The 24559-nt window shown below is 71.6% G+C and carries 22 protein-coding genes; 15 read left to right on the top strand and 7 right to left on the bottom strand.

The window, feature by feature from the left end; translation table 11 throughout:
• The first annotated feature begins 109 nt into the window (after positions 1 to 109).
• From ABUW04_RS02720 to ABUW04_RS02710, 3 genes are all read left to right on the top strand, one after another.
• A complete protein-coding gene (locus tag ABUW04_RS02720; RefSeq protein WP_380562298.1) occupies positions 110 to 1444 on the top strand; it encodes an ABC transporter substrate-binding protein in 1335 nt (444 codons plus the stop codon).
• Positions 1441 to 2352, top strand: coding sequence for a carbohydrate ABC transporter permease (locus ABUW04_RS02715; RefSeq protein WP_380562296.1), 912 nt, complete (start codon positions 1441 to 1443; stop codon positions 2350 to 2352). Before ABUW04_RS02720 ends, ABUW04_RS02715 begins: the two co-directional genes overlap by 4 nt.
• A 113-nt stretch (positions 2353 to 2465) precedes the next feature.
• Entirely contained in the window at positions 2466 to 3290 is an 825-nt protein-coding gene (locus tag ABUW04_RS02710; RefSeq protein ID WP_380562294.1) for a carbohydrate ABC transporter permease, read from the top strand.
• An 83-nt stretch (positions 3291 to 3373) separates the two neighbouring features.
• On the opposite strand, the gene ABUW04_RS02705 is transcribed toward ABUW04_RS02710, so the two are convergent.
• Both ABUW04_RS02705 and ABUW04_RS02700 read right to left on the bottom strand, forming a co-directional pair.
• Positions 3374 to 5026, bottom strand: a complete 1653-nt coding sequence (locus tag ABUW04_RS02705) for an alpha-amylase family protein (protein ID WP_380562292.1) — start codon at positions 5024 to 5026, stop codon at positions 3374 to 3376.
• A gap of 7 nt (positions 5027 to 5033) precedes the next feature.
• Positions 5034 to 5705 (bottom strand): PRC-barrel domain-containing protein, encoded by a 672-nt coding sequence (locus tag ABUW04_RS02700; RefSeq protein ID WP_380562290.1) that lies wholly within the window; start codon positions 5703 to 5705, stop codon positions 5034 to 5036.
• A gap of 205 nt (positions 5706 to 5910) precedes the next feature.
• On the opposite strand from ABUW04_RS02700, the gene ABUW04_RS02695 reads away from it, so the two are divergent.
• The 5 genes from ABUW04_RS02695 (at position 5911) to ABUW04_RS02675 (ending at position 11011) form a co-directional block, all read left to right on the top strand.
• A complete protein-coding gene (locus ABUW04_RS02695) occupies positions 5911 to 6081 on the top strand; it encodes a hypothetical protein (protein ID WP_030256732.1) in 171 nt (56 codons plus the stop codon).
• 225 nt (positions 6082 to 6306) lie between these two features.
• Positions 6307 to 6480 (top strand): CsbD family protein, encoded by a 174-nt coding sequence (locus ABUW04_RS02690; RefSeq protein WP_380562288.1) that lies wholly within the window; start codon positions 6307 to 6309, stop codon positions 6478 to 6480.
• Positions 6481 to 6889: 409 nt separating this feature from the next.
• Positions 6890 to 7906, top strand: coding sequence for an SDR family oxidoreductase (locus tag ABUW04_RS02685; protein ID WP_380562286.1), 1017 nt, complete (start codon positions 6890 to 6892; stop codon positions 7904 to 7906).
• 49 nt (positions 7907 to 7955) lie between these two features.
• Entirely contained in the window at positions 7956 to 9578 is a 1623-nt protein-coding gene (locus ABUW04_RS02680; protein ID WP_380562284.1) for a phospholipase D family protein, read from the top strand.
• A 161-nt stretch (positions 9579 to 9739) separates the two neighbouring features.
• Positions 9740 to 11011 (top strand): serine/threonine-protein kinase, encoded by a 1272-nt coding sequence (locus ABUW04_RS02675; protein WP_380562282.1) that lies wholly within the window; start codon positions 9740 to 9742, stop codon positions 11009 to 11011.
• 68 nt (positions 11012 to 11079) lie between these two features.
• Here ABUW04_RS02675 and ABUW04_RS02670 read toward each other — a convergent pair whose 3' ends face one another.
• Positions 11080 to 11982, bottom strand: coding sequence for a LysR family transcriptional regulator (locus tag ABUW04_RS02670; protein WP_380562280.1), 903 nt, complete (start codon positions 11980 to 11982; stop codon positions 11080 to 11082).
• A 187-nt stretch (positions 11983 to 12169) separates the two neighbouring features.
• Here ABUW04_RS02670 and ABUW04_RS02665 point away from each other — a divergent pair, with 187 nt between their 5' ends.
• Together ABUW04_RS02665 and ABUW04_RS02660 are read left to right on the top strand one after the other, a co-directional pair.
• Positions 12170 to 13108: a family 2A encapsulin nanocompartment shell protein gene (locus ABUW04_RS02665; protein WP_030256721.1), complete on the top strand. Its 939-nt coding sequence runs from the start codon at positions 12170 to 12172 to the stop codon at positions 13106 to 13108.
• Positions 13083 to 14936 (top strand): family 2A encapsulin nanocompartment cargo protein cysteine desulfurase, encoded by a 1854-nt coding sequence (locus tag ABUW04_RS02660; RefSeq protein WP_380562278.1) that lies wholly within the window; start codon positions 13083 to 13085, stop codon positions 14934 to 14936. Before ABUW04_RS02665 ends, ABUW04_RS02660 begins: the two co-directional genes overlap by 26 nt.
• Here the strand turns inward: ABUW04_RS02660 and ABUW04_RS02655 are convergent.
• Entirely contained in the window at positions 14933 to 15334 is a 402-nt protein-coding gene (locus tag ABUW04_RS02655) for a winged helix-turn-helix transcriptional regulator (RefSeq protein ID WP_380562276.1), read from the bottom strand. The two genes, ABUW04_RS02660 and ABUW04_RS02655, sit on opposite strands and share 4 nt — an antisense overlap.
• A gap of 257 nt (positions 15335 to 15591) precedes the next feature.
• Here ABUW04_RS02655 and ABUW04_RS02650 point away from each other — a divergent pair, with 257 nt between their 5' ends.
• Both ABUW04_RS02650 and ABUW04_RS02645 read left to right on the top strand, forming a co-directional pair.
• Positions 15592 to 16494: an NmrA family NAD(P)-binding protein gene (locus tag ABUW04_RS02650; protein WP_380562274.1), complete on the top strand. Its 903-nt coding sequence runs from the start codon at positions 15592 to 15594 to the stop codon at positions 16492 to 16494.
• Positions 16495 to 16611: 117 nt separating this feature from the next.
• A complete protein-coding gene (locus tag ABUW04_RS02645) occupies positions 16612 to 17343 on the top strand; it encodes an alpha/beta fold hydrolase (RefSeq protein WP_380562272.1) in 732 nt (243 codons plus the stop codon).
• A gap of 95 nt (positions 17344 to 17438) precedes the next feature.
• Here the strand turns inward: ABUW04_RS02645 and ABUW04_RS02640 are convergent, their stop codons facing one another.
• Positions 17439 to 17861, bottom strand: a complete 423-nt coding sequence (locus tag ABUW04_RS02640) for a tautomerase family protein (protein ID WP_380562270.1) — start codon at positions 17859 to 17861, stop codon at positions 17439 to 17441.
• A 334-nt stretch (positions 17862 to 18195) separates the two neighbouring features.
• Here ABUW04_RS02640 and ABUW04_RS02635 point away from each other — a divergent pair, with 334 nt between their 5' ends.
• Together ABUW04_RS02635 and ABUW04_RS02630 are read left to right on the top strand one after the other, a co-directional pair.
• Positions 18196 to 20949, top strand: coding sequence for an AAA family ATPase (locus ABUW04_RS02635; RefSeq protein WP_380562268.1), 2754 nt, complete (start codon positions 18196 to 18198; stop codon positions 20947 to 20949).
• A 37-nt stretch (positions 20950 to 20986) separates the two neighbouring features.
• The gene (locus tag ABUW04_RS02630; RefSeq protein ID WP_380562266.1) at positions 20987 to 21802 is read left to right on the top strand and encodes a phosphotransferase family protein; all 816 of its coding nucleotides are present in this window, start codon (positions 20987 to 20989) and stop codon (positions 21800 to 21802) included.
• A gap of 21 nt (positions 21803 to 21823) precedes the next feature.
• Here ABUW04_RS02630 and ABUW04_RS02625 read toward each other — a convergent pair whose 3' ends face one another.
• Complete coding sequence (locus ABUW04_RS02625; protein ID WP_380562264.1) at positions 21824 to 22675, bottom strand: class I SAM-dependent methyltransferase; 852 nt, start codon at positions 22673 to 22675, stop codon at positions 21824 to 21826.
• A 79-nt stretch (positions 22676 to 22754) separates the two neighbouring features.
• The gene (locus ABUW04_RS02620; protein ID WP_380562262.1) at positions 22755 to 23684 is read right to left on the bottom strand and encodes a helix-turn-helix transcriptional regulator; all 930 of its coding nucleotides are present in this window, start codon (positions 23682 to 23684) and stop codon (positions 22755 to 22757) included.
• 179 nt (positions 23685 to 23863) lie between these two features.
• Here ABUW04_RS02620 and ABUW04_RS02615 point away from each other — a divergent pair, with 179 nt between their 5' ends.
• Positions 23864 to 24556, top strand: a complete 693-nt coding sequence (locus tag ABUW04_RS02615) for an SDR family oxidoreductase (RefSeq protein ID WP_380562260.1) — start codon at positions 23864 to 23866, stop codon at positions 24554 to 24556.
• Positions 24557 to 24559: the final 3 nt, after the last annotated feature.

Below are 24559 nucleotides of genomic sequence, written 5' to 3'. Positions count from 1 at the left end.
GACCGTGCGAGTTGAGTGGGCGTCATCGGCGAGGCGGCGCGCGGCGCGGCGAGTGCGCTGCGAAAGTCGGGCCAGGTCAGTCCGTTCCGTCCTGGACCGAGGAGCCCCCGTGCGCCGTGCCGCGAGACGTTGCGTCACCTTCGCCGTCTGCGTCGCGGCCGCCGCGGTGCCGCTGAGCGCGTGCAGTGCGCTGATTCCCGGGGCCGGCAGCCAGCTGGCCCCGGCGCCGTCCGGTCCGGTGTCGACGGCCGTTCCCACCGGCAGGGTCACGCTCACGGTGTCGAGCTCGGAGAACTCGGGCACGACCCGGGCCCTGGCCACGGCCTTCGAGAAGCTGCACCCCAACGTCACCATCGACTACAGGTACACGGCGGCGGGGGACTACAACACCAGCCTGAACCTCACCCTCTCCTCGGCCGACGCGCCCGACCTGGCACTGCTGAACATGATCGGGACCACGGTCAGGGCCAATCTGGTGCGCGACCTGGACCCCTACGTCGCCGCGTACCGGTGGGACCGGGCCTGTCCCAGCACCGAGCTGGACCAGTGGCGGGCGAGCAGTGACGGCAGGCAACTGGGCAGCGGGCACCTGTGGGCGGCGCCGGCCGGCTTCTCCCTGGTCGGGGTCTACTACGACAAGGCGCTGGCCGCGAGACTCGGCATCACCGCGCCCACCACCTTCGCCGACTTCCAGGCCGACCTGGCCAAGGCCAAGGCGGCCGGTGCGGTGCCGATCCAGCTGGGCAACCTGCAGGGCCACGCCAGCTTCGTGTTCCAGTCGATCGCCGACTCGGTCGACGGCGCGGCCAGGAGCACCGCCTGGGCCTACGGCGTGCCGCACGCCACCATCGCCTCGCCCGGCGGCACCACAGGCGCCGAGGACCTGGCCGACTGGGCGAGGCAGGGCTTCCTGCCCGCCGGTGCCAACGGCACCGACCTGCCGGGATCGGTGGCGGCATTCGCCAAGGGCCAGGGGCTGTTCCTCTTCGACGGAAGCTGGGACGGGGCCCTCATCGACAAGGCGATGCCGGGCAGGGCCGGGTTCTTCGCGCTGCCGGGGGCCACCGCGTCCGCACCGGTGACCGGGATCGGCACCTCGGTCGCCTACGCGATCCCGACCAGGGCCCGGCACCCTGACCTGGCCGCGGCGTTCCTGAACTTCATGGGCAGCGCCCGGGCCGCGCAGATCGAGTTCAGCACCGGCTTCATGCCGCTCGCCCACGCGGACGCGGTCATCGCACCGTCCGGCAGCGTGCTCGCCGACATCGCCGCCGCCTGGGCGAAGGTGAACCGGGGCAACGGCCTGGTGCCGTTCTTCAACAACACCACCGCGACCATGGCGGACACCCTGACCTCCGCGGGCCAGGAGTTGATCGGCGGCAGGTCCAGCGCGGCGCAGTACGTGGCCGCGCTGCAGGCGGACTGGCAGAAGGGGCACCGGTGAGCCTCCCGACGGCACGCGCCCTGCGGCGCCACCGCAGCGGGACCGCCCCGCGGCGGCGACCGATCGCCTACCTGTACCTGGCCCCCGCCCTGCTGGCGTACACGGCCTTCGTCGCACTGCCGTGGCTGCACACGATCTGGCTGTCGCTGTTCACCTGGGACGGCGTCACCCTCGGTACCTGGGCGGGCCTGGGCAACTACCGACAGGTCCTCAGCGATCCGAGCATGCTCGCGGCGCTGGAGCATGCGCTGGGCTTCGTCATCTTCTTCGCCCTGCTGCCGGTGGCCGTCGGCCTGCTGCTGGCCGCCGTGACCGGTGGCCGGGGCGGGCGCCGGTACCGGATCGCGCGCACCGTGCTGTTCCTGCCCCAGGTGGTGCCACTGGTCGCTGTCGGCGTGGTGTGGCGCTGGATGTACGCCGAGGACGGCACCGTCAACCAGGCGCTGCGCGCGGTCGGCCTGGGCTCGCTCACCCGGGCCTGGCTGGGCGACTTCACCTGGGCCTACGTGGCCGTCGGGGCGGTCGGGACCTGGGTGATGACGGGTCTGTGCCTGGTGGTCTTCCAGGCCGGCATCCAGAAGATCGACACCAGCCTCTACGAGGCGGCCCGCCTGGACGGCGCCGGACCGGTGCAGGAGTTCCGCGCCGTCACCCTCCCCGGGCTGCGCGCCGAGATCCGCGTCGCACTGACCGTCACCGTCATCGCCGCGCTGGCCGGCTTCGACGTGGTCTATGTGACCACCGGCGGCGGCCCCGGCAACTCCACCATCGTCCCCGGTGTGCTGATCTACCGTCTGGCGTTCACCGACGGCCAGGTCGGCGGGGCCTGCGCGCTGGCCGTGGCGCTGAGCACGCTCATCTGCCTGGTGGTCCTCGCCATCAGCCGGCTCACCCGGGAGAAGCCGTGACCACCACCCCCGTCCGACAACGCGGTGACAGCGCAGCACCCGGGACCGGCCTCCCCGCGCCGGATCCGGACCCGGTGGCGGAAACTGGGCTCCGGAACGGGAGCAGGCTGCGGGTGCGCGGCCCGGATCTGGCGGACCTGGCCGGACCGGTCGTGATGACGGTGTTCTCCCTCGCCGTGCTGATCCCCTTCGCCAGCCTCCTGCTGGCCGCCCTCAACCCGCCGGGCACCGTCGTGTCCGGACTGTCCTGGCCCGCCCACCCGACCCTGAGCACCTTCGGCGCCGCCTGGTCGGCAGCGGGATTCGGGACCCTGCTGCGCAACAGCGCCGTGGTCGTACTCGGTGTGGTGCCGCTCGCGCTGTTCTGCGCGACGCTGGCCGGCTTCGCCTTCGCGACCATGGAGTTCCGCGGACGCGGCGCGCTGTTCGCGTTCCTGCTGCTCGGGCTGACCCTGCCGTACGAGGCAGCGGTCGTACCGCTCTACTACGACCTGCGCGACCTGGGGCTGACCGACACCCCGCTCGCGCTGGTCCTGGCCCTGGTCGGCCTCTTCATGCCCTTCGGCGCATTCTGGATGCGCCAGCAGTTCCTGGCCCTGCCCGCCGAGTTGGTCGAGGCCGCGGCACTGGACGGCGCGGGCAGCTGGACCGTGCTGTGGCGGGTGCTGGTGCCCTGCTGCCGCCCCGCGCTGACCACGCTCGGGCTGCTGTACACGCTCTGGGGCTGGAACCAGTTCCTGCTCGCACTGGTCCTGATCCAGGACCCGGCCAAGCGCACCGCCCCGGCCGGCCTGGGGTTCTTCGTCGGCGCCCACAGCGTGGACGTGCCGATGCTCGCCGCCGCGACGCTCATCGTCATCACCCCGGTGCTGCTGCTCCACCTCTTCTTCCAGCGCCACTTCCTCAGCGGCATGCTCGCCGGCGCGGTCAAGGGCTGAGGTCCCGCTGACCCGGCCGACCCCGATTGTTGCGGCAAGGCTCTCCTCGCCGTGGCCGAGGACGCGGAGAGCTGACTGTCCGGCTATGCCGCAGTGCGGCTGAGGCGGATCCAGCGGAAGCCGTACCCGCCCAGTTCCAGCCCGCTCAGCTCCGGTTCGGGTTCCTGGTAGCGGCGGTCGCCGAAGACCTCGCCGAAGTCGGGGCCGGTGCCGTCGAGACGGCCCAGGTCCAAGGTGACCTGTTGGTCGGAGAGGTTGTGGACGAACAGCACGGCGCCGGTGGGGGAGTCCGCGCGGTGCGCGAGGACGGAGGCCGGCAGGTCGGCGTCGATGACCCGGCAGCTGCCCCGACCCACCTCCGGGCACTCGCGCAGCATCCGGATCGCCCGTTCCAGGAAGGAGAGCAGCGAGTCCGGATTGCGCCGCTGCTCGGTGACGTTGACGGAGTGGTAGCTGTAGGGACCGGTCCTGATCAGCTCGGGGGAGTGGCCGCGGCGCGGAGCTCCGCTGAAGCCGGCGCCCGGGTGCTGGGACCACTGCATCGGGGTTCGGATGGACTCGCGTCCGGGCAGCCGCAGGTCCTCGCCCATGCCGATCTCCTCGCCGTAGCGGATCACCGGAGTGCCGCGCAGCGACAGCATCAGCGCATAGGCCAGGCGCAGCCGCTGCTGGTCGCCGCCCAGCATCGGGGCCATCCGGCGGCGGATGCCGCGGCCGTACAACTGCATGGACTCGTCGGGGGCGAAGGCGGCGAAGACGGCCTTGCGCTGGGCGGGTTCGAGCCGGCTGAGGTCGGCCTCGTCGTGCAGCCGCAGGAAGGTCGCCCACTGCGCCGGTCCGGGCAGCTGGGGGCTGTTCCGGATCAGCTCGGTCACCGGCGCGGACTCCCCGGTCGCCAGGGCCAGCAGCAGGCGGCCGTTGAGCGGGAAGTCGAACAGCAGGTGCATCCGGTCGTCGGAGCCGCCCGCGTCGGCGAAGAAGTCGACGAGCCGGTCCGGCGGGACGTTGGCCTCGGCCAGCAGGACGGCGTCACCGCGGATCCAGGAGAGGTGCTCGCGCAGCTCGGTCAGGAAGGCCCAGTCCTCCTCCGGGTCGGGGACGTCGGGGCGGGTCAGCTCGATCACGAAGGGTGCCGCGTCCACCCGGAAGCCGGCCACCCCGAGCTGGGCCCAGAATCCGACGATCCGTTTGATCTCCTCGCGGACCTTCGGGTTGGCGATGTCGAGGTCGGGCTCGCAGTCGTAGAAGCGGTGGTAGTACCAGGCACCGGCCTCCTCCTGCCAGGTCCAGGTCTCGTCCTGCTCGCCGGGGAAGACGATGCCCTGCCTGCGGTCGGTGGGCTCGTCGGCGGACCAGACGTACCAGTCGCGGTAGGGCGACCCGGGGTCGGCCACGGCCGAACGGAACCAGGGGTGGCGGTCCGAGGTGTGGTTGACCACCAGGTCGATGATCACCCGGATACCCCGGTCGGCACAGGCGCGGAGCAGGTCGGCGAAGTCGCCGAGGGTGCCCAGCCGCGGGTGCACGTTGTAGAAGTCGGTGACGTCGTAGCCGCCGTCGCGCATCGGCGAGGGATGGATCGGGTTGAGCCACAGGCAGGTCGCGCCGAGCCGGGTGATGTGGTCCAGCCGGCTGATCAGGCCGCGCAGGTCGCCCACGCCGTCGTCGTCGGAGTCCTGGAAGGAGTCGACGTCCACGCAGTAGACCACTGCCTGCTTGTACCAGTGCCCGATCATGCTGCTCCTAGGGGTGGCCGGAGTCGACGTCGACCGGTGGCAGGTCGGCGAGTTCCTTCTTGCTCCCGTGTACCCGGACGGTGTCGCCGACGCTGGTCACCAGGGTGATCGGAACGGCCACGGTCTTCCTGCCCAGCAGGTGCCCCTCCTGCAGGAGCACATGGGTCGCGCACTGGTCCTGCGGGTCGACCACCAGTCCTTGGACGTGGCCGACCTCCCCGTCGGTGGCCTCGGCCCGCTGGCCGCGCCGGATCTGGACCTCACCGCTGGGGACCCGTTCGTGTGTCGTCGGCGCGGTTGTGCCGGCGCCCAGGACCGGAAGTAGCCCCGGTGCCCCGATGCCGGCGGTGCCCGCGCCCAGCCCGTAGTAGGGCCACAGGATCACCTGGTCGGCGCCGTACCCCAGGGTGTCCTCGTCAGCCGGTACGAATTCGGTCTCCTCGGCGGGTTCCAGCATCCGGAAGGCCCGGGTGTCGCACCGCAGCAGCACGCCGGCGCCCCCCGGTTCGCGGCTCTCGTCGACCAGGTCCACCGGCACCAGCCGGCTGACGTCGTGCCCGGGATCCACCACCAGATGGGTCAGCCTGAGCGCCACCGGGTCCAGCAGCACCCGGTCCAGTCGTCCGCACTCACCGTCGCTGCAGCTGACCGGCTCGCCGATCGCATAGGAGGCATCCATTTGGGCTTCCTTCTCTCCACGCCTCGATCCGTCGCGCCGCACCGGCGCGACGGATCGCCTTCCCGGTCGACGGAGTCGGACACCTGCGGCGACCGACCGGGTCCCTATTGCTCTTTCGTGGCCTCGAGTTCTCATCGACGTCGGCAAGGGCGTTTGTTTGGTGCGTCGATGCGGGGGCACACGCTGGCCAGGAGGATGATAAACAATGGGTGCACTTCTTTTGGTTCTGCTGCTGGCCCTGATTCTGGGTGGCGTGGGCTTCGCGGTTCATATTCTGTGGTGGATCGCCATCATCGTGCTGGTCGTGTGGGCGCTGGGCTTCGTGTTCCGCGGTGCGGGCTCCGGCGGTGGTCGCGGCCGCTGGTACCGCTGGTAGCTCGCTTCCTGGCCCCTCGCAATACCTGATGCGCCGCCCCTGTCGGGGCGGCGCATCGGCATGACCGGTACAAAGTTCGTGGCTGTCTGAATTTCCGGAAAGGAATCCGTCCGGACGGCCCAGGATCTGCTCGCGGCGATATTTCCTTCATTTGTCCGTGTGCCCCCGGAAGCGAGGGGTAGGCGCTGTGGAGAAGAGACGACCTACGAACGACGGGAGCGGCACATGGGCACCGAGGACAAGGCCGGCAACATGGCGGACAAGCTCAAGGGCAAGGTCAAGGAGGCGGCCGGCAAGGCCGTCGGCAACGAGCGTCTGCAGGCCGAAGGCAAGGGCGACCAGGTCAAGGGCGACGCCAAGCAGGCGGTCGAGAAGGCCAAGGAGGCACTCAAGGACTGAGCCCGTGCGTCTGGTTCCGTTCGCGGTTCCATCAGGTGGCCCCTCGGTAGACCGAGGGGCCACCCGTGCGTCCAGCGGCCCGTGCGCTCCGTCTTCCGGTCGTTCCGGTCGGCAGGGCTCCGACCGGAGGCGCGGCGTCCTACCCCGTCGTCAGTTCTGGTCCCCGGTCCCGCCGTTGGTGGGGGCCGAGGTCTGCTGGTGGCCGCCCCACGGACACCATGCCGCTGTCCACCCGCGCCAAGCTCCTGATGAGCGTGCAGAGCGTCGCCGCCCCGCTCACCTCGCTGCTGGTGATCGCACGGGCCGTCAGCATCCTGCACTGATCGTGCCTGCAAGGGGTAGCCGACCGGCATCGGCCCGGGACGACCGCTGTGACCGGGCCCGCTCAGCGACTATCCCAGGAGAGCCCATGAGTACACCGCAGTCCGGTCAGGTCGTCGTGGTCACCGGCGCGAGCGGCGGCATCGGCCGCGCCACCGCACAGGCTTTCGCGGCCCGGGGTGCGAAGGTCGCCCTGCTCGCCCGGGGCGAGGCCGGCCTGGCCGGCGCGACCGAGGACGTCGAGCGCCTGGGCGGCCGGCCGCTGGCCATCGCGACCGACATGGCCGACCCCGACCAGGTCGAAGCCGCCGCCGCACGCGTCGAGGAGGAACTCGGCCCGATCGACGTCTGGGTCAATGTCGCGTTCACCTCGGTGTTCTCGCCCTTCACCGAGATCACAGCCGCCGAGTACAAGCGCGTGACCGAGGTCAACTACCTCGGCTACGTCTACGGCACCATGGCCGCCCTGGCACGGATGAAGCCCCGGAACTCCGGGACGATCGTCCAGGTCGGCTCGGCGCTGGCCTACCGCGGCATCCCGCTGCAGACCGCCTACTGCGGCTCCAAGCACGCGATCCAGGGCTTCAACGAAGCCCTGCGCTGCGAACTGCTGCACGAGCGCAGCGCCGTGCGCACCACGATGGTGCAGATGCCCGCGGTCAACACCCCGCAGTTCGACTGGGTGCTCTCCCGGCTGCCCGAGCCCGCCCAGCCGGTCCCGCCGATCTACGAACCCGAGGTCGCCGCCCGCGCCGTCGTGTACGCCGCCGACCACCCCGGGCGCCGCGAGTACTGGGTGGGCGGCAGCACCATGGGCACCCTGATCGCCAACGCCCTGGCTCCGGGCCTGCTGGACCGCTACCTGGCCAGGACCGGCTTCTCCTCCCAACAGGACGACCGGCCGCAGAACCCCGACCACCCCACCAACCTCTGGCGGCCCGCCGACGGCAAGGACGGCCACGACTACACCGCACACGGCAGCTTCGACGGCCGGGCCACCTCCCGCAGCCCCCAATTGTGGGCCTCCCAGCACCACGGCGCCCTCGCTCTCGCCGCCGCGGGCCTCCTGGTCGCAGCCGCCGCAGGGCTCCGAGCGCGACGCTGAACCGACGCGTCGAGGGCCTGACGTCACCGAAAGGGGGAAGGCGCATGCCATGGGACGTGCCAAGGAACCTGAGGACTGGCTGCTGACCGCGGCCGAACGCGGCAATCCCGCGACCGGCATCGACGCCCGGCATGAGGACGGCGCCGCCTGGAGCCGGGGCAACCTGGTGCGCCCGCTGGTGCACGGCCGTAGCTACTTCGCCGCGCTGATCGACGCCGTCCAGGCCCAACGGCCCGGTGACCTGCTGCTGTTCACCGACTGGCGCGGGGACCCGGACGAACCCCTGGACGACAAGGACTCCGTGGGGGAGGTGCTGTGCCGGGCGGCCGAACGCGGGGTGGTGGTCAAGGGCCTGGTCTGGCGTTCGCACCTGGACCGGTTCCAGTTCAGCGAACGCGAGAACCGTCACCTGGGCGAGGAGATCGAGGCGGCCGGCGGCGAGTGCCTGCTCGACATGAGAGTGCGCCCCGGCGGCTCGCACCACCAGAAGTTCGTGGTGCTGCGCCACCCCGACCGCCCCGAGCACGACATCGCCTTCGTCGGCGGCATCGACCTGTGCCACAGCCGACGCGACGACGCCGACCACGACGGCGACCCGCACGCCCAGCCCATGGCCGCCGACTACGGTCCCCGGCCACCCTGGCACGACCTGCAGCTGGCGATCCGCGGTCCGGCCGTCGGCGACGTCGAGGCGGTCTTCCGCGAGCGCTGGCAGGACCCATCCCCGCTCAGCCGCAGCCTGCCGGGGCGCGTCCGCCAGGTGATGAACCATCAGGACACCGTGGCCGACCCGCTTCCGCCCCAACCGCCGGACCCGGCCCCGGTGGCGGGCGGACCCCACACGGTGCAGCTGCTGCGGACCTATCCGGCCATGCGCCACGGCTACCCCTTCGCGCCACGCGGCGAGCGCAGCATCGCCCGCGGCTACCGCAAGGCGCTGGACCGGGCACGGTCACTGGTCCACCTGGAGGACCAGTACCTGTGGTCGGCCCCGATCGTGGCGAGCTTCGCCGAGGCGCTGGCCCGCGAGCCACGACTGCGGATGATCGCCGTGATCCCGCTCCACCCCGACCAGGACGGCCGGATGACCGGGCCGATGAACCTGCTGGGCCGCGTCGAGGCCCTGCGACTGCTACGCAGCGCGGGCGGGGAGCGCTTCGCGGTGTACGGGGTGGAGAACCACGCCGGCACCCCCGTCTACGTCCACGCCAAGGTGTGCGTCATCGACGACGTGTGGGCCGCGGTGGGATCGGACAACGTCAACCGCCGCTCCTGGACCCACGACTCGGAGCTGAGCTGCGCCGTACTCGACAGCACCCCCGATCCCCGGGAGCCCACCGACCCCGGCGGCCTGGGCGACGGGGCCCGGGTCTACGCCCGTGACCTGCGGCTGACCCTGGCCCGCGAACACCTCGACCTGCCTCTCGGCGACCAGGGCTCCGACCTGCTGTGCGACCCCGAGCTGGCCTTCCGCGCCTTCGCCGACTCGGCCGCCGCCCTCGACGCCTGGCACGCCGGCGGCCGCACCGGCCCGCGCCCACCCGGACGGCTGCGCCGCTACCGCACCCCGCGACTCTCGCGGACCGCCACCCTGCTGAGCACCCCGCTGCAGCGACTCGTCGCCGACCCGGACGGCCGCCCACGCGCGCTGCGCCGCAACGACGCCTTCTGAGAACCGCTGTGCCCACGCCGGGCCGTGGTTGCGGAACGCCGGGACATGGGCCGCGGAGCGCGGGGTAGGCGTGGCACTCGAGCGGGACCGCCGCGGAGCGGCGCCTCCCGCTGACAACCGGACACGACGTCTTCGTGCGGATGAGGACCGAGGAGACCGCGATGACCCTGCCCGTCTGGGACGGCGACTTCCACCTCAGCGGGGCGAACCTGTTCGCCGGCCGTTACCGCCTCGGGCGCATCCTCGGCCGCGGCGGAGCAGCGACGGTGCACCAGGCACTGGACGAGCGGCTGGGACGGCAGGTCGCGATCAAGGTCTTCCGGTCCGACGCCGAGAGCGATCTGGTCCGCCGCTTCGAAGTCGAGGCACGCCTGCTGGCCCGGCTGGACCACCCGGGACTGGTGAGGATCTTCGACTACGGACACACCCCGCAGGGCCCCTACCTGGTCCTGGAACTCCTGCCGGGACCCTCCCTGTCCGCAGCCCTGGTCAGCGGAGGCCCACGAGGGACGGACGAGACCCTGCGCATCGGCTCGGACCTGGCCCGGACCCTGGAGTACGTGCACAGCCAGGGCGTCGTGCACCGCGACGTGAAGCCCGCCAACATCCTCTTCGACGAGGAGGGCCGACCACGGTTGGCCGACTTCGGGATCTCCCGCGTCGTGGACACCGCCGGCAGCACGCGGACCGGAACGGTGATGGGCACGGCTGCCTATCTGGCCCCGGAGCAGGTCCGCGGCCGCCGCGCCGGACCCACCGCGGACGTCTTCGCCCTGGGCCTGGTCCTGATCGAATGCCTGACCGGCAGACGCGAGTACGCGGGCACCCCGGTCGAGGCCGCCATCGCCCGCCTGCGCCGCCCGCCCACCATCCCCACCGGACTGCCCAGGGCGCTGACGCAGCTGCTGGAACTCATGACCCGCGTCAACCCCGACGAGCGCGTCACCGCCGAGGAATGCACCGCACTGCTGGCCGAGAGCCTGCGCCGCATCGGGCAGCCGGAGGCACCACCCGAGTCGTCGTCGGGCGCGCCGCCCGTGCCACCGACCGCGGTCGCGACTGCGCGTCCTACGGTTACTCCACACCACGGGTCCCGGCGGCGACGCGGCCCGCTCGCCGCCGCCGGCGCACTGGTGATCGGCGGCGTGCTCGCGGGCATCGTCGCCACCCATGGTGGAGCTCCGCAGCACCCTGCCGCCCACCAGTCCTCGGCCCCGGCCGGCGGAGTCACGGCAGGTCCCACAGGCGGGCATCCAGCGTCGGTGACGGGCCATTCCGCGGCCCGGCAGAGCACCTCGGCCGCGCCACCGTCCGCGACGGATCCGTCCCCGTCGGCCTCGGCCTCCGGCAGCGCCAGCGCCTCGTACGGCCAGAGCAAGAAACCCAAGTCCAAGGTGAAGGATCCAGGCCAAAGTGCCCAGAAGAAGGGCTGAAGGCGACGTCCGAGGACGGCTGACGGAGCGACTGGCGCGCTGACGGCCGCCGGGGCGCCGACGGACCGTCAGGACGGCCACTCCGGTTCGGAGACGGTCGCGATGAGGGCGTCCAGGAGCACCTGGGCGGGCTGGGGCGCGGGCGGCTTGCCGTACACGGCGGCCACCACCTGACGGCGCATCCCCGGGATCCGGTCCAGCCTGACCCCCGGGTGCCGGTTGGCGCGCAGGGTGAGCCCGGGCAGCAGGCTGACCCCCAGTCCGGCCGCGACCAGCGCCTGCACGGCGACGTAGTCGTCGGTCTCGAACTCGACGATCGGCGAGAAGCCGGCCCGCCCGCAGGCGGCGACCAGATGCTCACGGCAGCGCTCGCACCCGGCTATCCAGCGGGTCTCCGCATAGGTGGCCAGCTCCGCCCGGGGGCCGTCCCAGGACCGGTCGGCCGGGGTGACCATGTACAGCGGCTCCTCGAGCAGCGGCGTCATGGTGGTGTCGCGGCGATCACGCTGAGGCGGATCGCCGTGCTCGAAGATCAGCGCCACGTCGACGTCGTTGTTGCGCAGGGCGCTGAGCGCCTCCGGCGGTTCGGCCTCGACCAGGGTGAGTTCGATGCCGGGGTACTGGGCCGAGACCCGGGCCGCCGCCGGCGGCACCAGAGTGGCCAGCGCCGAGGGGAAGGCCGCCAGCCGGACCCGGCCGGTGCCCAGGCCGGCCAGCTCGTCCAACTCCGCGTGCACCGACTCGACCTGAGCGAGGATCGACTCGGCGCGCTCCACCAGCAGCCGGCCGGCCTCGGTGAGCCGGATGCCGCGACCCATCCGCTGCAGCAGCGGCACGCCGACCTCGGCCTCCAGTTTGGCGAGCTGGTGACTCACCGACGGCTGGGCGTAGTGCAGCGCCTCAGCGGCCGCGGTGACCGAACCTTCACGGGCGACGGCGACCAGGACCCGCAACCGACTCAAGTCGATCATTCGCGAATCATAGCCCGCTTCGATGACAGCCTCGAAAACACGCATTGGACCGCTACCGGGGTCACTGGGAGGGTGAGTGCGAAAGTTGGTGCGAGTGAGTTCGACCGCGCACCACCGTCGCACCGTCGACGAGCTCGCCCCCTCATTACGCGTGCCTGCCCCCTGGGCGCGGAAAAGGAGACGCTGCATGACCACGGCTGTGAATCCACCGTCGCAATCGATGTCGGTGAGCGACAGCGCGGCGCGGACCCTGGCGAACGCCACCAAGACCGTTCCGCAGATGGCCTCCATCACCCCCCGCTGGCTGGTGCACCTGATGTCCTGGGTGCCGGTCGAGGCAGGCATCTACCGGGTGAACAAGGTCGTCCATCCCGAGTCGGTGCGCATCGAGTGCGACACCAACGACGAGTCGCCGCTGCCCGACACCTTCGTCGACTACTCGCAGGAGCCCCGGGAGTACCGGCTCAAGGCCGTCCAGACGGTCCTGGACCTGCACACCCGGATCGCCGACCTCTACTCCAGCCCGCACAACCAGACGGCGCAGCAGCTGCGGCTGACCATCGAGGCGGTGAAGGAGCATCAGGAGGGCGAGCTGATCAACAGCCCCGAGTACGGGATGCTCAGCAGTGTGGCGGACACCCAGCGGATCTCCACCCTGGCCGGCCCGCCGACCCCCGACGACCTGGACGCCCTGATCACCAAGGTGTGGAAGCAGCCGGCCTTCTTCCTCACCCACCCGGAGGGGATCGCCGCGTTCGGCCGGGAGTGCACCCGGCGCGGCGTGCCGCCGGCGACGGTGAGCATGTTCGGCTCGCAGTTCATCACCTGGCGCGGCCTGCCGATCATCCCCTCGGACAAGGTCCCGCTGGTGAACGGCCGGACGAAGTTCCTGCTGCTGCGCACCGGCGAGTCGCGCCAGGGCGTGGTCGGACTGTTCCAGCCCGGGCTCTCGGGGGAGCAGGGGATGGGCCTGTCGGTGCGCTTCATGCAGATCGACCGCAGCGCCATCGCCTCCTACCTGATCTCCCTGTACTGCTCGCTCGCGGTGCTCACCGAGGACGCGCTGGCCGTGCTCGACGACGTCGAGGTGGACAAGATCCATGACTACGCCCCCACCTACCGCTGACGAAGCCGCGCCGGCGTGGCTGCCGGACGAGGCGACGCTGAGCCGGATGGCCGGGGAGTTCTTCCGGGCCCTGCCCGGACAGGCCGGCGGCCCTGAGGCTGCCGGCCCGGAGGTCGCCGGCGCGCAGGCTGCGGTTGCTGACGGACCGTCGGGGTGGCCGGCGCCGACCGGCCTTCCGGCCGCCGACCCGCCTCCTCCCGCGCCGACCGCGGGGATGAGCCCGCCGTCGGGACCGCCCCCGACCAGTGCCCCGGCCACCTACGCGGCGAACGCGCCGGGCCTGGCCGGACCCACCCCGGAGCTGCCGGCCCTGCCGGTGGTCCCCGGGCCCGCGCCGGCCGCGCCGGCCCAGCTCTCGGCCGGCCCCGGGCTCTACTACTTCCTCAACGAAGCACCCGGGTACCCCGCGGAGCCGCCGGAGCTCCCCGGCTTCGGTCACCTGGGGCTGCCACCCCTCTTCCAGCCCGAACCCGATCCCGAGCCGGCGCCGTCGGCCACGACCGCGCCGTACTACTTCGCCCAGGCAACCGCAGCACCCGCTGTGCCCGATGTCCCCGCCGGTGCACCTGCCGGACTGCCGCTCGACCCGCACCCCGCGTTCGACGTGCGTGCCGTCCGCCGGGACTTCCCGATCCTGTCCGAGCTGGTCAACGGCCGTCCGCTGATCTGGCTGGACAACGCCGCGACCACGCAGAAGCCGCGCGCGGTGATCGACCGGCTGGTCGAGTTCTACTCGCGGGAGAACTCCAACATCCACCGGGCGGCGCACGAGCTGGCGGCCCGGGCCACGGACGCCTACGAGGGCGCCAGGAAGACCGTCGCCCGGTTCGTCGGAGCGGGCTCCAGCGAGGAGATCGTCTTCGTCCGGGGCACCACCGAGGCGATCAACCTGGTGGCCAAGGCCTGGGGACCCCGGCACATCCGCGCGGGCGACGAGATCGTCATCTCGCACCTGGAGCACCACGCCAACATCGTGCCCTGGCAGATGCTCGCGCAGCAGACCGGTGCGGTGATCAAGGTGATCCCGGTCGACGACGACGGGCAGTTGCTGCTCGACGAGTACACCGCGCTGCTGTCCGACCGCACCAGGCTGGTCGCGGTGACCCAGATGTCCAACGCGCTCGGCACGGTCGTGCCGATCGAGCAGGTCATCGAGGCCGGGCACCGGGTCGGCGCCCGCGTCCTGGTCGACGCGGCGCAGTCGGTGCCGCACCTGCCGATCGACGTCACCGCGCTGGACGCGGACTTCCTGGTCTTCTCCGGCCACAAGCTGTTCGGGCCCACCGGGATCGGGGTGCTCTACGCCAAACGGGAGGTGCTGGAGTCGATGCCGCCGTGGGAGGGCGGCGGCAACATGATCGTCGACGTCACCTTCGAGCACTCCAGCTACCAGCCCCCGCCCGGCCGCTTCGAGGCCGGCACCGGCAACATCGCCGACGCGGTGGGACTGGCCGCAGCCATCCACTACGTAGAGCGCATCGGCCTGCCGAACATCGCCGGCTACGAACACACCCTGCTCGAACACGCCACCGAAGGCCTGCGCGGCGTTCCCGGACTCCGGCTGGTGGGCACGGCCGCGCACAAGGCGAGCATCGTCTCGTTCGTCCTGGACGGCTACCAGCCCAGCGAGGTCGGCACCGCTCTCAACGAGGAAGGCATCGCGGTGCGTTCGGGCCACCACTGCGCCCAGCCGATCCTGCGCCGCTACGGCCTGGAGGCCACCGTCCGCCCCTCGTTCGCCTTCTACAACACCCACGAGGAGGTGGACACCCTGATCGCCGCCGTACACCGACTCGCAGCCCGCCGCGGCCCGTCGTTCCGGCGCTAGATCCCGCCGGGGTGGTCGGCGTCCCAGCGCTCCCTGGAGGCGGCGATGCCCGCCTTGTGCTCGCGCGACCAGTCGGCCAGAGCGGTGATCGCCGCCGCGAGGCTGCGGCCGGTGGGGGTGAGGCGGTAGTCGGTCTGCGGCGGAATGGTCGGGTAGACGGTGCGCTCGACCAGGCCGTCGCGCACCAGCCGCTTGGTGGTCACCGTCAGCATCCGCTGGGAGATGCCCGGGATCGTCTGGTGCAGTTCGCCGAAGCGCCGGGTGCCCTTGGTCAGCACGACGATCACCAGGACCGACCACCGGTCGCCGAGCCGGTCCAGGACGTCGCGGATGCCGCAGTCGTCCTCGCACACGTCGGGAGCGAGCTCGTGTACCGGCGTTTCCGTGATGGTGGTCAACGTGTCCCTCCGGGGTTCGGCGATCCGTCGTGCCGTCAACGTCCGGTGCCGGAGCCTGATTCCCCGACGGTGGCTCGGGGGTCCGGGCTGCGAGACGCCGGTCACACCCGGGGCCGGGACGACCGCCCCGGGCTGCAGGGTTACCGCGGTGGGCGTGACGGACTGCGAAGTGCCTGCTTCCCGGGCCGGCGCCGCCGGCGGATGGTCGGTGCCGTCAGCACTGCGCATCCGTAGGGGAGTTGTTCTCAGTGATTCTAGTGACCGGTACCTCCGGCAGCCTCGGCGGCCTGATCCTGCAGGGCCTGCGCGGCGTCGCGGGGCGGGAGGTCGTGGCGGGCACCCGCACCGGCGACGGCGGGACCGCCCGACGCGTCGACTTCGACGACCCCGCATCGCTGCCCGCGGCATTCCGGGACGTGGACGTACTGGTGGCCGTCTCCGCCGGATACGCCGAGGACGACGTGGTGATCGCCCGTCACGGCGCCATGGCTGACGCGGCGGCGGCCGCGGGGGTGCGCCATGTGATCTACACCAGCCTGGGATCGTCCGGCGACTCGATGACCATCGCCCTGCCGCACCGCTGGACGGAGTCCCGCCTGGCCGCAGGGCCGTTCAGCACGACGATCCTGCGCAACGGCCTGTACTCGGAGGTCCCGGTCGGCCTGGCGGCAGCGGCCGCGGCACAGACCGCGACCACCGGGGTGTTCCGCGCCGCGCTCGGCGACGGCAGCGTCTCGGTCGTGGTCAAGGAGGACCTGGCCGACGCGGCCGTGCGGGTCGCCGACGAGGCGCAGCGCGACCTCGCCGCCGGGGGCGCCAACCGCCATGCGGGCCGGGTCTACGAACTGGAGGGCGACACCGCCGTCGGCGGGGCCGACATCGCCCGGATCCTGACCGGGGCCCTCGGCCGACCGGTCGACTACCAGCCCGCCTCACTGGCGCAGACCCGCGCGGCCCTGTCCGGCAGCGGCCTGGAGCCCTACCAGATCACCCACGCCCTCTCCCTGTTCGCCAATGTGATCGCCGGCCGCGCCCAGGCCCACTCCTCCGACCTGGCGACGCTGCTGCCGCGACCGCCGCGCCTGGTCGAACCCGCGATCACCGCCGCGGTGACCGCCGGCGCCTACCGAAGCCAGTCCGTCACGGTGACGGGGGGCTAGAGCGGGATACGTGGTGACGCGGCAGCGGAACTACGCGGCACGCGGGATGGCGACGCGGTTCGCCGATGCCGATGGTGGTCCTGACGACCGCACACGACGGGAACGGGAGAGCAGACCATGACCTCACCGACATCCGCACCTACCGTGGTCCTGGTCCACGGAGCCTTCGCCGACGCCTCCAGCTGGGCCGGCGTCATCGATCGGTCGCGCCGGGCGGGCGTGGCCGCGGTGGCGCCAAGCAACCCGCTGCGTTCGCTGACCGCCGACGGGGAGTACATCGCCGGCGTGGTGTCCCAGATCGAGGGCCCCGTCCTCCTGGTGGGGCACTCCTACGGGGGCCCGGTGATCACCTACGCCTCCTCGAAGGCCGACAACGTCAGGGGCCTGGTCTTCGTGGCCTCGTTCGGCCTCGACAAGGGCATGTCCACGCTCGGGTCCAATGCGGAGTTCGCCCCGGCCGAGCTGGACTCGTCCCTGCTGCCCAGGACCTTCCCGACGGGCGACGGAACAGGGACCGAGTTCTACATCAGGCCCGATCTCTTCCAGTCGGTGTTCTGCGCGGACCTGCCGCCCGAGCAGGCCGCCACCATGGCCGCGAGCCAGCGGCCGGCCACCGACACCGCCTTCGGGGAGCCGCTGGCCGTGGAGCCCGGCTGGAAGCGCGTCCCCAGCTGGTTCGTGATCGCCGGTTCCGACCACGCCATCAACCCGGACGCCGAGAGGGCCGCGGCACAGCGGATCGGGGCCACCGCGACCGTGATCGAGGGCGGCTCCCACGCCATCGCCCTCTCCCGCGCGGACGAGGTGACCGAGGTGATCCTCAGCGCCGTGCAGACCGTGGCGAAGTGAGCGGCCGGGGGCGGGGCGGTTGACCTGACAGCCGCTCAGCCCCCTGCTCAGGTCCCCGCTCGGCTCCCCGGGGTGCGAGTAGGTCCAAAGGGGGATCAGGCCTTGCCCAGGAGCTCCCGCACGTGCTGGACGATCTCCTCGTTGGTGTACGCGTGGCCGCCGATGCCCCAGCCGCCGGGGACCGCCTCGGTCAGCGCGACCCAGGTGCGCTCGGCCAGCGAGGGGTCGTCGGCAGCCGACGCGACCAGCTCCGAAACCTCCTTGACCAGGCCGATCTGCTGCTCCCGGTCGAGCGCGCCCGCGTTGGTGGTCACCGCCACGCGTACATGGTCGGTGCTGCCACCGGCGGTGGAGAAGCTGTCGGGGTCGAGTTCGTGGACGAAGGCGGCGGTGTTGTCCGAGAAGAATGGGATGACCGGAACCTTCTCCCAGCGCATGATCGCCTGGGCGAGCTGCTGGGCCAGGCCCTTGCGGTCCTTGATCAGCCCCTTGGGGGCGTACACGTCGATCATGGGCATGGGATCGCTCCTCGATCTGCGAAGTGATGTGGGATCTGTGCCGTGAACCGTCGCGTGCGGAGCGACCGACCGCTCCTCACCCGGCAAGCGTCCCCCGGACGGGGCGGCCAAGAGATCCCGTGGCGCACGTAGTCCCGCAGTCGACAGCGGTCAGTCGGTCCCGACGGCTGCCCCGGCCGGGAACGCGCGGCCAGGACTCGCCGGGGGCGTCGCCCGTCCGGCGTGTGCAGCGGCAGATGCAGCAGGAAGCACCAGGAGTTGGGCAAGATGGAGGACACCAGTCCTCGCCCCGGCTCGCTGGGCGGGGCATTCCTCCGGCATGAGGGCGACGCGCGTGGATGAACTGTTCGGGCGCAGCGACGAACGCACCGAGCTGCGGGCCGTGCTCGATCGCGCCCGACGCGGCATGGCCGCGGCGGTCGTGCTCCGCGGCGGACCCGGATCCGGCAAGACCGCGCTGCTGGACTACGTCCAGCACACCGCCGACCCGGAGTTCGAGGTGATGCGATTCGACGCCGTCCAGTCGGAGGCAGAACTCAGCTACGCCGCCCTGCACCAGCTGCTGCTGCCCCATCTGGACCGACTCTCCAAGATCCCCGAACCGCAGCGCAAGGCCCTCGGGCAGGTGTTCGGGATGGAGCGATCGAGTGCGCCCCCGGACCGCTTCCTGGTGGCCCTTTCGACACTCGCCCTGGTCGGCACCCGAAGCGACCCCCGTCCGCTGCTGATCATGGTGGACGACGCGCACTGGATCGACCGGGAGTCCGCCGAGGTCCTGGTGTTCGCCGCCCGCCGACTGTACGCGGACTCCGCCGCGATGATGTTCGCCGCCCGGGAGACGGCCGATCCGACCGATCCGCTGGCCGGCCTGCCCGCGCTCGCCGTGGACAGCCTCGACGTCACAGCGGCCGCACGGCTGCTGGAGACCGCCGTCGGGTCGGTCGTGCACCCCGATGTCAGCGCACGCATTGTCGCCGGCACCGGCGGCAACCCGCTGGCCCTCATCGAGGTGGCCCGGGAACTGCGACCCGAACAACTCACCGGCGAGGTCCCGCTGCCGGACCCGATCCCGGTCGGCCGCGCCCTGGAGCACGGCTACCTGCGCGAGGCGTCGGCACTGCCACCGCGCACCCGCACACTCCTGCTGACCGCAGCGGCCGACCCCACGAACACCCCCGCCCTGCTGTGGCGGGCCGGGGCAGATCTCGGCTTCGACCCGGACGATGTCGCGGCCGCCGAGGACAGCCGCCTGCTCGTCGTCCGAGACAGGGTCAAGTTCCGTCACCCGCTGATCCGTTCAGCGCTCTACTACGGCGCCGCGCTGGCCGCCCGGGTCCAGGTCCATGCCGCACTGGCCAAGGCAACCGGAGAGTTCGGCAACACGGAACAGCGCGCCTGGCACCTGGCCGCAGCGGCGACCGGGCCCGACGAACCGGTGGCAGCAGAGCTCGACCGCGCAGCCGCGCGCACCCGGGTACGCGGCGGATGGGCCGGAGCGTCGAGTCTGCTCGCCCGCGCGGCGACGCTGACCCCCGATCCCGCGACCCGGGCCCGACGCCTGCTGCAGGCGGCAGAGGCCGCAGTCGCCGCCGGAGCGGCGGGGGCCGCCCAGACACTGCTCGACGAGGCCACCGCGCTGAACGAGGACCCGAGCCACCGCGGGACGGCCCTGCGGGTGCAGGCCCGCATCCACCGACTCGCCGGAGCACCGGGCCAGGCGACCGCCGCCCTGCTGGCAGCCGCACGGGAGTTGGGGCCCATCGACATCCGCGCGGCGCGCGACATCCTGGTCGAGGCGCTCGTCCAGGCACAGATCAGCGACTCCCTGGCACCCCGAGGCGCGACCAGCCTCAGCGTGGCCGAGGCGTCCCGGTCCCTCCCGCTGGCGGCAGAGCTACCGGTCCAGGCAGGCGACTTGATGCTGGAGGCCGACAGCGCGCTGCGCCTGGAGGGGCTCGCCCAAGCCACCCAGCTGTTCCAGAAGGCGATCGCGGCCGCGACCGCCGAGCAGGCCGCGGCCCCGGAGTTCTTCCAACTGCTGGCCCCGGCCTGCTTCCACTCCGTCATGATCGGGGACGACGTCACCTTCCACCGACTCGCCCAACGCATGGAATCCGAGGCCACGCGCCAGAGTTCGGTGATGCCACTGGCCCTCGCCCTCAGCTACAGCGCGCTGTCCGAACTGATCGCCGGACACCTGGCGGAATCGGAGCGCCACTTCGACCAGCGTGCCGCCCTGGAGGAGGCACGCGGCGGCGAACTCCACCTGGGCAGCATGCTGATCGCCGCCTGGCGCGGCCAGGCCGAAGCGACCGCATCACTCGTCGAGGCGGTGACGGAACACGCCACCCGAACCGGCCAGGGCTACCAACTGATCTACCGGGACTACGCCCGCTGCGTCTCCGCACTGAGCCGGGGCCGGTACCGTGACGCCCTCCTCAGCCTCGACGGCCGCATGGACGACCTCTGCCCGCTCAAGTTCGCCATCGTGGACCTGGTCGAAGCGGCCACCCGCTGCGGCCAGGACCAGCGAGCAGCGGAGCTGTGCCAGCTCCTGGCCGGACTCGCCGAGCGGACCCCGGTACCGAGCCTGTTGGGGGACCTCGCCCGCGCCCGGGCCCTGACCAGCGGCTGCGGTACGGCACTTGAGGCGGAGCAGCACTACCTCACAGCCGTCGAGCACCACGAGAAAACACGCGGCCCCGCCCACCGCGCCCGCAGCCACCAGCTCTACGGGGAGTGGCTGCGACGGGAGAAACGCACGAAGGAGGCGAGGAAACAGCTGCGAACCGCCTACGACCTCTTCCAGACCATGGGCGCCCACGGCTACGCCGCCCGCACCGCACAGGAGTTGTCCGCCGCCGGCGACCCGGTCCAGCCACCGGACGCCCAGCACCGACGCTCGGCCGAGGAACTGACCGCCCAGGAAGCCCGCGTCGCCCGCCTGGCCGCCGGCGGCGCCACCAACGCCGAGATCGCCGGACAGCTCTTCCTCAGCGCCCACACCGTCGACTACCACCTACGCAAGGTCTTCCGAAAACTCGACGTCCACTCCCGCCGCTCCCTACGCGAGCACTACGACAGCTGAACAGCACCCGAGTCGATCTCTGGCAGGATCGGCTCCCATGAGTACCGACGGGTGGAGCACCCACGCGATCGAGCTGGGGCCGGACCGTGTGATCAAACGGTTCGGGGGCACGGGCCGGGAGCAGTTCGATCGCGAGTGGCGTGCTCTGACGCTTCTGCACACCCACCTGCCCGGACTGGCCGCCGCACCCCGGGAGTCGAACCCGGCGGCCTCAGCGCCCACCATCGTGATGTCCCGGCTGAACGGGACACCCCTACGTGGCCGCACGCTCGACGAGCAGCAGCTGAAGGCCCTCGCGGACGCCACCACAGCGCTGCACAACGCGCTGCCGCCGACCGTACTCGCTGAACTCCCGCTCAGGCCCGGCCATCAGGGCGAACTCCTCACCCACCTCCGCACCTGGTCCGCCGTCGAAGGCCGTCACGACAGCGGAAGGGTGTCCCGGAGCAAGGAGGCGGGCCTCGCCTGGCTGGCCCGGTCGGATTTGGAAACCAGCAAGCTTGCGGTTCCCATGGTCTTCGGCCCCGGAGATGGCAACCTCGCCAACTACCTCTGGGACGGCAATAGGGTCCAGGTCGTCGACTTCGAGGACTCCGGCCGCAGCGACCGAGCCTTCGAGCTCGCGGAGATCACCGAGCATGTGTCGAGCTGGGTCGGGCCGCCCCTTGACGTCTCCTCGTTCCTGGCGCACTTCGATCTGACCGCAGCCGAATCCTCCCGGCTTCGGGACTGCCGACGACTCCTCGCCCTGGTCTGGCTGTTCCTCCTGTCGTTCGACGATCCGGAGAACCCCAGGAACCCACCCGGCACCGCAGAACGTCAGGCGGACCGGCTACTGGACCTGCTGGACTGAGGGGAGACGTTCCGAGGCGCTCTACGGGCGGAGCGCCGAGATCAGACCGCCGGGCCGCTCCTCGCGCTGTGGCGGGGTGGGGATCGGGCGGCCGTAGGCGGCGGCGCGTTCGCGCAGGGTGTGGGTGCTGGCCTCCCAGCCGTGTCCGGCCAGCCAGCCCACCGGGTCGTCGGGCATCTCCGAGACCCACATGGACGCCGCCGATCCCGGCACGGCGTCCGCGCCGAAGCGCTCGATCACCCCGCGCGAGCCCAACGTCAGCCCCATCCGGCTGCCCGCCGCAGACTGCGCGCTGATCCGGGACAGCAGCAGCTCCACCGCGTCCTCGGGCAGATAGATCAGCAGCCCTTCGGCGATCCACACGGTCGGCACCGCCGGGTCGTGCCCCGCGGCGGCCAGCGCGGCCGGCCAGTCCTCCCGCAGATCCACCGCGACGGTGATCCGCTCGCAGCGTGCGACGGCCTGCTCCTGGCGCAGCACCCCAGCCTTGAAGTCCAGTGGCGCGGCGGTGTCGACCTCGAAGAGCCGGGTGCCCTCGGGCCAGTCCATCCGGAAGGCCCGGCTGTCCATGCCGGCGCCGAGCAGCACGACCTGCCGGACCCCGGACGCGGAGGCCTGCTGCAACAGGTCGTCGAGGAACTTCGTCCGGATGACGATGGAGAACGCCACGGCCAGCCGGCGGCGGCGTGCGGCCTCGTCATCGGGCAGCGGCGGCGAGGAGGGCCACAGGCCGCCGGCGGTGGCGAAGGCCCGTGCCAGCGGGTCGCGGAACAGCGCGTTCTCCCGCTGGGTCTCCAGCGCCCGAACCCTGGCCACCCCCACCGCCGTGGCCCATACCCCCGACGGCTGCACCCGCTCCTGCTCATCAGTCACCGCGCCAGCCTAGATGATCGACTCCAAGGAGCCTGATGAGTGGAGCCATCCTGGACGGCCACCTCCTGGACGCGTGAATTCAGCGGGGCGGGCGGATCGGTTCCGCCGGTGAGGCCTTCGGCGCTGTCCAACTGGCGAGGAGTTTGAGGCGGTCCTCGGAGGGGGTGCCCGGCTCCGCCGTGTAGATGATCAGGTCGTGGACGGCCCCTTGAGGCAGGGGCAGGACAAGGGAGCGGAAGGTCATCTCCAGACGGCCGACTTCGGGATGGACCAGCCGCTTGATGCCTTCGTGACGGATTCGGACGTCGTGACTGGCCCACATGGTGCGGAAGTCGGGGCTGAGCACGGACAGGTCGCCGACAATCTCACGCAGGGCCCGATCGTGGGGTGCGCGTCCGACTTCGGCGCGGAGCAGTGCGACCGTGGCCCGCGCGCCGTCCTCCCAGTCGACGAAGAAGTCGCGGGAGCCGGGGTCGAGGAAGAAGTAGCGGGGGAAACTGGCGCGGCCCCGGTCGCCGGTGATGTCGCTGTCGAACATCGGTGAGTACAAGGCCCTGCACAGCGCGTTGCTCGCGACGATGTCCAAACGGCCGCTGCGTACGAAGGCCGGGGCCATGGTCATGGAGTCCACCATCCACTGGACGGCAGACGGGATCGTGACGTCCTTGCGGCGGTGCAGCCTGCGGCGAGCGGGGCGAGCCGCTCTGGCCAGATCGAGCAGGTAGGTGCGCTCGTCCTCATTGAGGTGCAGTGCCTGCGCGACCGCTTCCAGCACGTCCTCGGAGACGCCGCTGATGTGGCCCTTCTCCAGCCGTGTGTACCACTCGGTGCTCACGCCGGCGAGGGCAGCGACCTCCTCGCGCCGTAGTCCCGGTACCCGGCGTCGTCGGCCGGTGGGCATTCCGACCCGCTCCGGGGCGAGTTTGGCGCGTCGACTGATGAGGAAGTCGCGGATCTCCGAGCGGTTGTCGGTCGGATCACCGGTGCGGTTCTCGGACGGATCTTCCATTCGCCCACGGTACCCATGGTCCGGCCGACAGAGGCAGGTTGTGTTTGTACCCCCCATAAACGCGACCTTGCCCGCCTTTGACGGCACCGGTTTCGTGGGGTCGGCAGATGGAAACGGCACTCCTTCAGCGCGGGCCGCCGTCCGCCGTCCCCCATCAACAATTCATCAGGAGCATGACCATGACCAGCAAGACCGTACTGATCACCGGCGCGACCAGCGGTATCGGCGCCCACACCGCGCGGTTGCTCGTCGACCGCGGCCACCGCGTGGCCGTCACGGGCCGCAACGAGAGCAAACTGAAGACCTTCCTCGACGAGGCCGGCCACCCCGACCGCCTGCTGGGCCTGGTCGCCGACGCGGCGGACTGGCAGGGCACCGAGTCGGCCGTGACCCGCACCGTGGAGCATTTCGGCGCCCTTGACGCGGCGGTGGCCAACGCCGGATTCATGTCCGGTGACGCCATCGGGGCCGGCGATCCGACGCTGTGGTCGCCCATGGTGCTCACCAACGTCCTCGGCCCCGCCCTGCTGGCCCATGCCACCCTGCCCCACCTTGAAGCCACTGGCGGACGGCTGGTGCTCATCGGCAGCGTCGCCGGACTGAAGAACTCTCCCGCCAATCTCTACTCGGCCACCAAGTGGGCTACCACCGGACTCGCCGAGAACCTGCGCCTGCACGCCACGACCCGCGGCATCGGTGTCACTCTTGTCAACCCCGGCATGATCGACACCCCCTTCTGGCAAGGCGTCAGCGTCCCACCCTTCGCCCTGCCTCCCCAGCCCATCGCCGAGGCCATCTGCTTCGCCCTCGACCAGCCGACAGGCGTCGACGTCAACACCCTGACCATCCGGCCGATGGGTCAGCCCGCATGACCA

Source organism: Streptacidiphilus jeojiensis, assembly GCF_042510965.1.
Taxonomy (GTDB): domain Bacteria; phylum Actinomycetota; class Actinomycetes; order Streptomycetales; family Streptomycetaceae; genus Streptacidiphilus; species Streptacidiphilus jeojiensis.
This window is presented reverse-complemented; position numbering and strand designations above follow the sequence as displayed.

Coding starts and splice junctions, on each gene's coding strand:
- ABUW04_RS02665 (WP_030256721.1), top strand. CDS start 12,170: ATGACCACGGCTGTGAATCCACCGTCGCAATCGATGTCGGTGAGCGAC.
- ABUW04_RS02700 (WP_380562290.1), bottom strand. CDS start 5,705: ATGGATGCCTCCTATGCGATCGGCGAGCCGGTCAGCTGCAGCGACGGT.
- ABUW04_RS02680 (WP_380562284.1), top strand. CDS start 7,956: ATGGGACGTGCCAAGGAACCTGAGGACTGGCTGCTGACCGCGGCCGAA.
- ABUW04_RS02705 (WP_380562292.1), bottom strand. CDS start 5,026: ATGATCGGGCACTGGTACAAGCAGGCAGTGGTCTACTGCGTGGACGTC.
- ABUW04_RS02640 (WP_380562270.1), bottom strand. CDS start 17,861: ATGCCCATGATCGACGTGTACGCCCCCAAGGGGCTGATCAAGGACCGC.
- ABUW04_RS02645 (WP_380562272.1), top strand. CDS start 16,612: ATGACCTCACCGACATCCGCACCTACCGTGGTCCTGGTCCACGGAGCC.
- ABUW04_RS02675 (WP_380562282.1), top strand. CDS start 9,740: ATGACCCTGCCCGTCTGGGACGGCGACTTCCACCTCAGCGGGGCGAAC.
- ABUW04_RS02615 (WP_380562260.1), top strand. CDS start 23,864: ATGACCAGCAAGACCGTACTGATCACCGGCGCGACCAGCGGTATCGGC.
- ABUW04_RS02685 (WP_380562286.1), top strand. CDS start 6,890: ATGAGTACACCGCAGTCCGGTCAGGTCGTCGTGGTCACCGGCGCGAGC.
- ABUW04_RS02670 (WP_380562280.1), bottom strand. CDS start 11,982: ATGATCGACTTGAGTCGGTTGCGGGTCCTGGTCGCCGTCGCCCGTGAA.
- ABUW04_RS02630 (WP_380562266.1), top strand. CDS start 20,987: ATGAGTACCGACGGGTGGAGCACCCACGCGATCGAGCTGGGGCCGGAC.
- ABUW04_RS02660 (WP_380562278.1), top strand. CDS start 13,083: ATGACTACGCCCCCACCTACCGCTGACGAAGCCGCGCCGGCGTGGCTG.
- ABUW04_RS02695 (WP_030256732.1), top strand. CDS start 5,911: ATGGGTGCACTTCTTTTGGTTCTGCTGCTGGCCCTGATTCTGGGTGGC.
- ABUW04_RS02620 (WP_380562262.1), bottom strand. CDS start 23,684: ATGGAAGATCCGTCCGAGAACCGCACCGGTGATCCGACCGACAACCGC.
- ABUW04_RS02690 (WP_380562288.1), top strand. CDS start 6,307: ATGGGCACCGAGGACAAGGCCGGCAACATGGCGGACAAGCTCAAGGGC.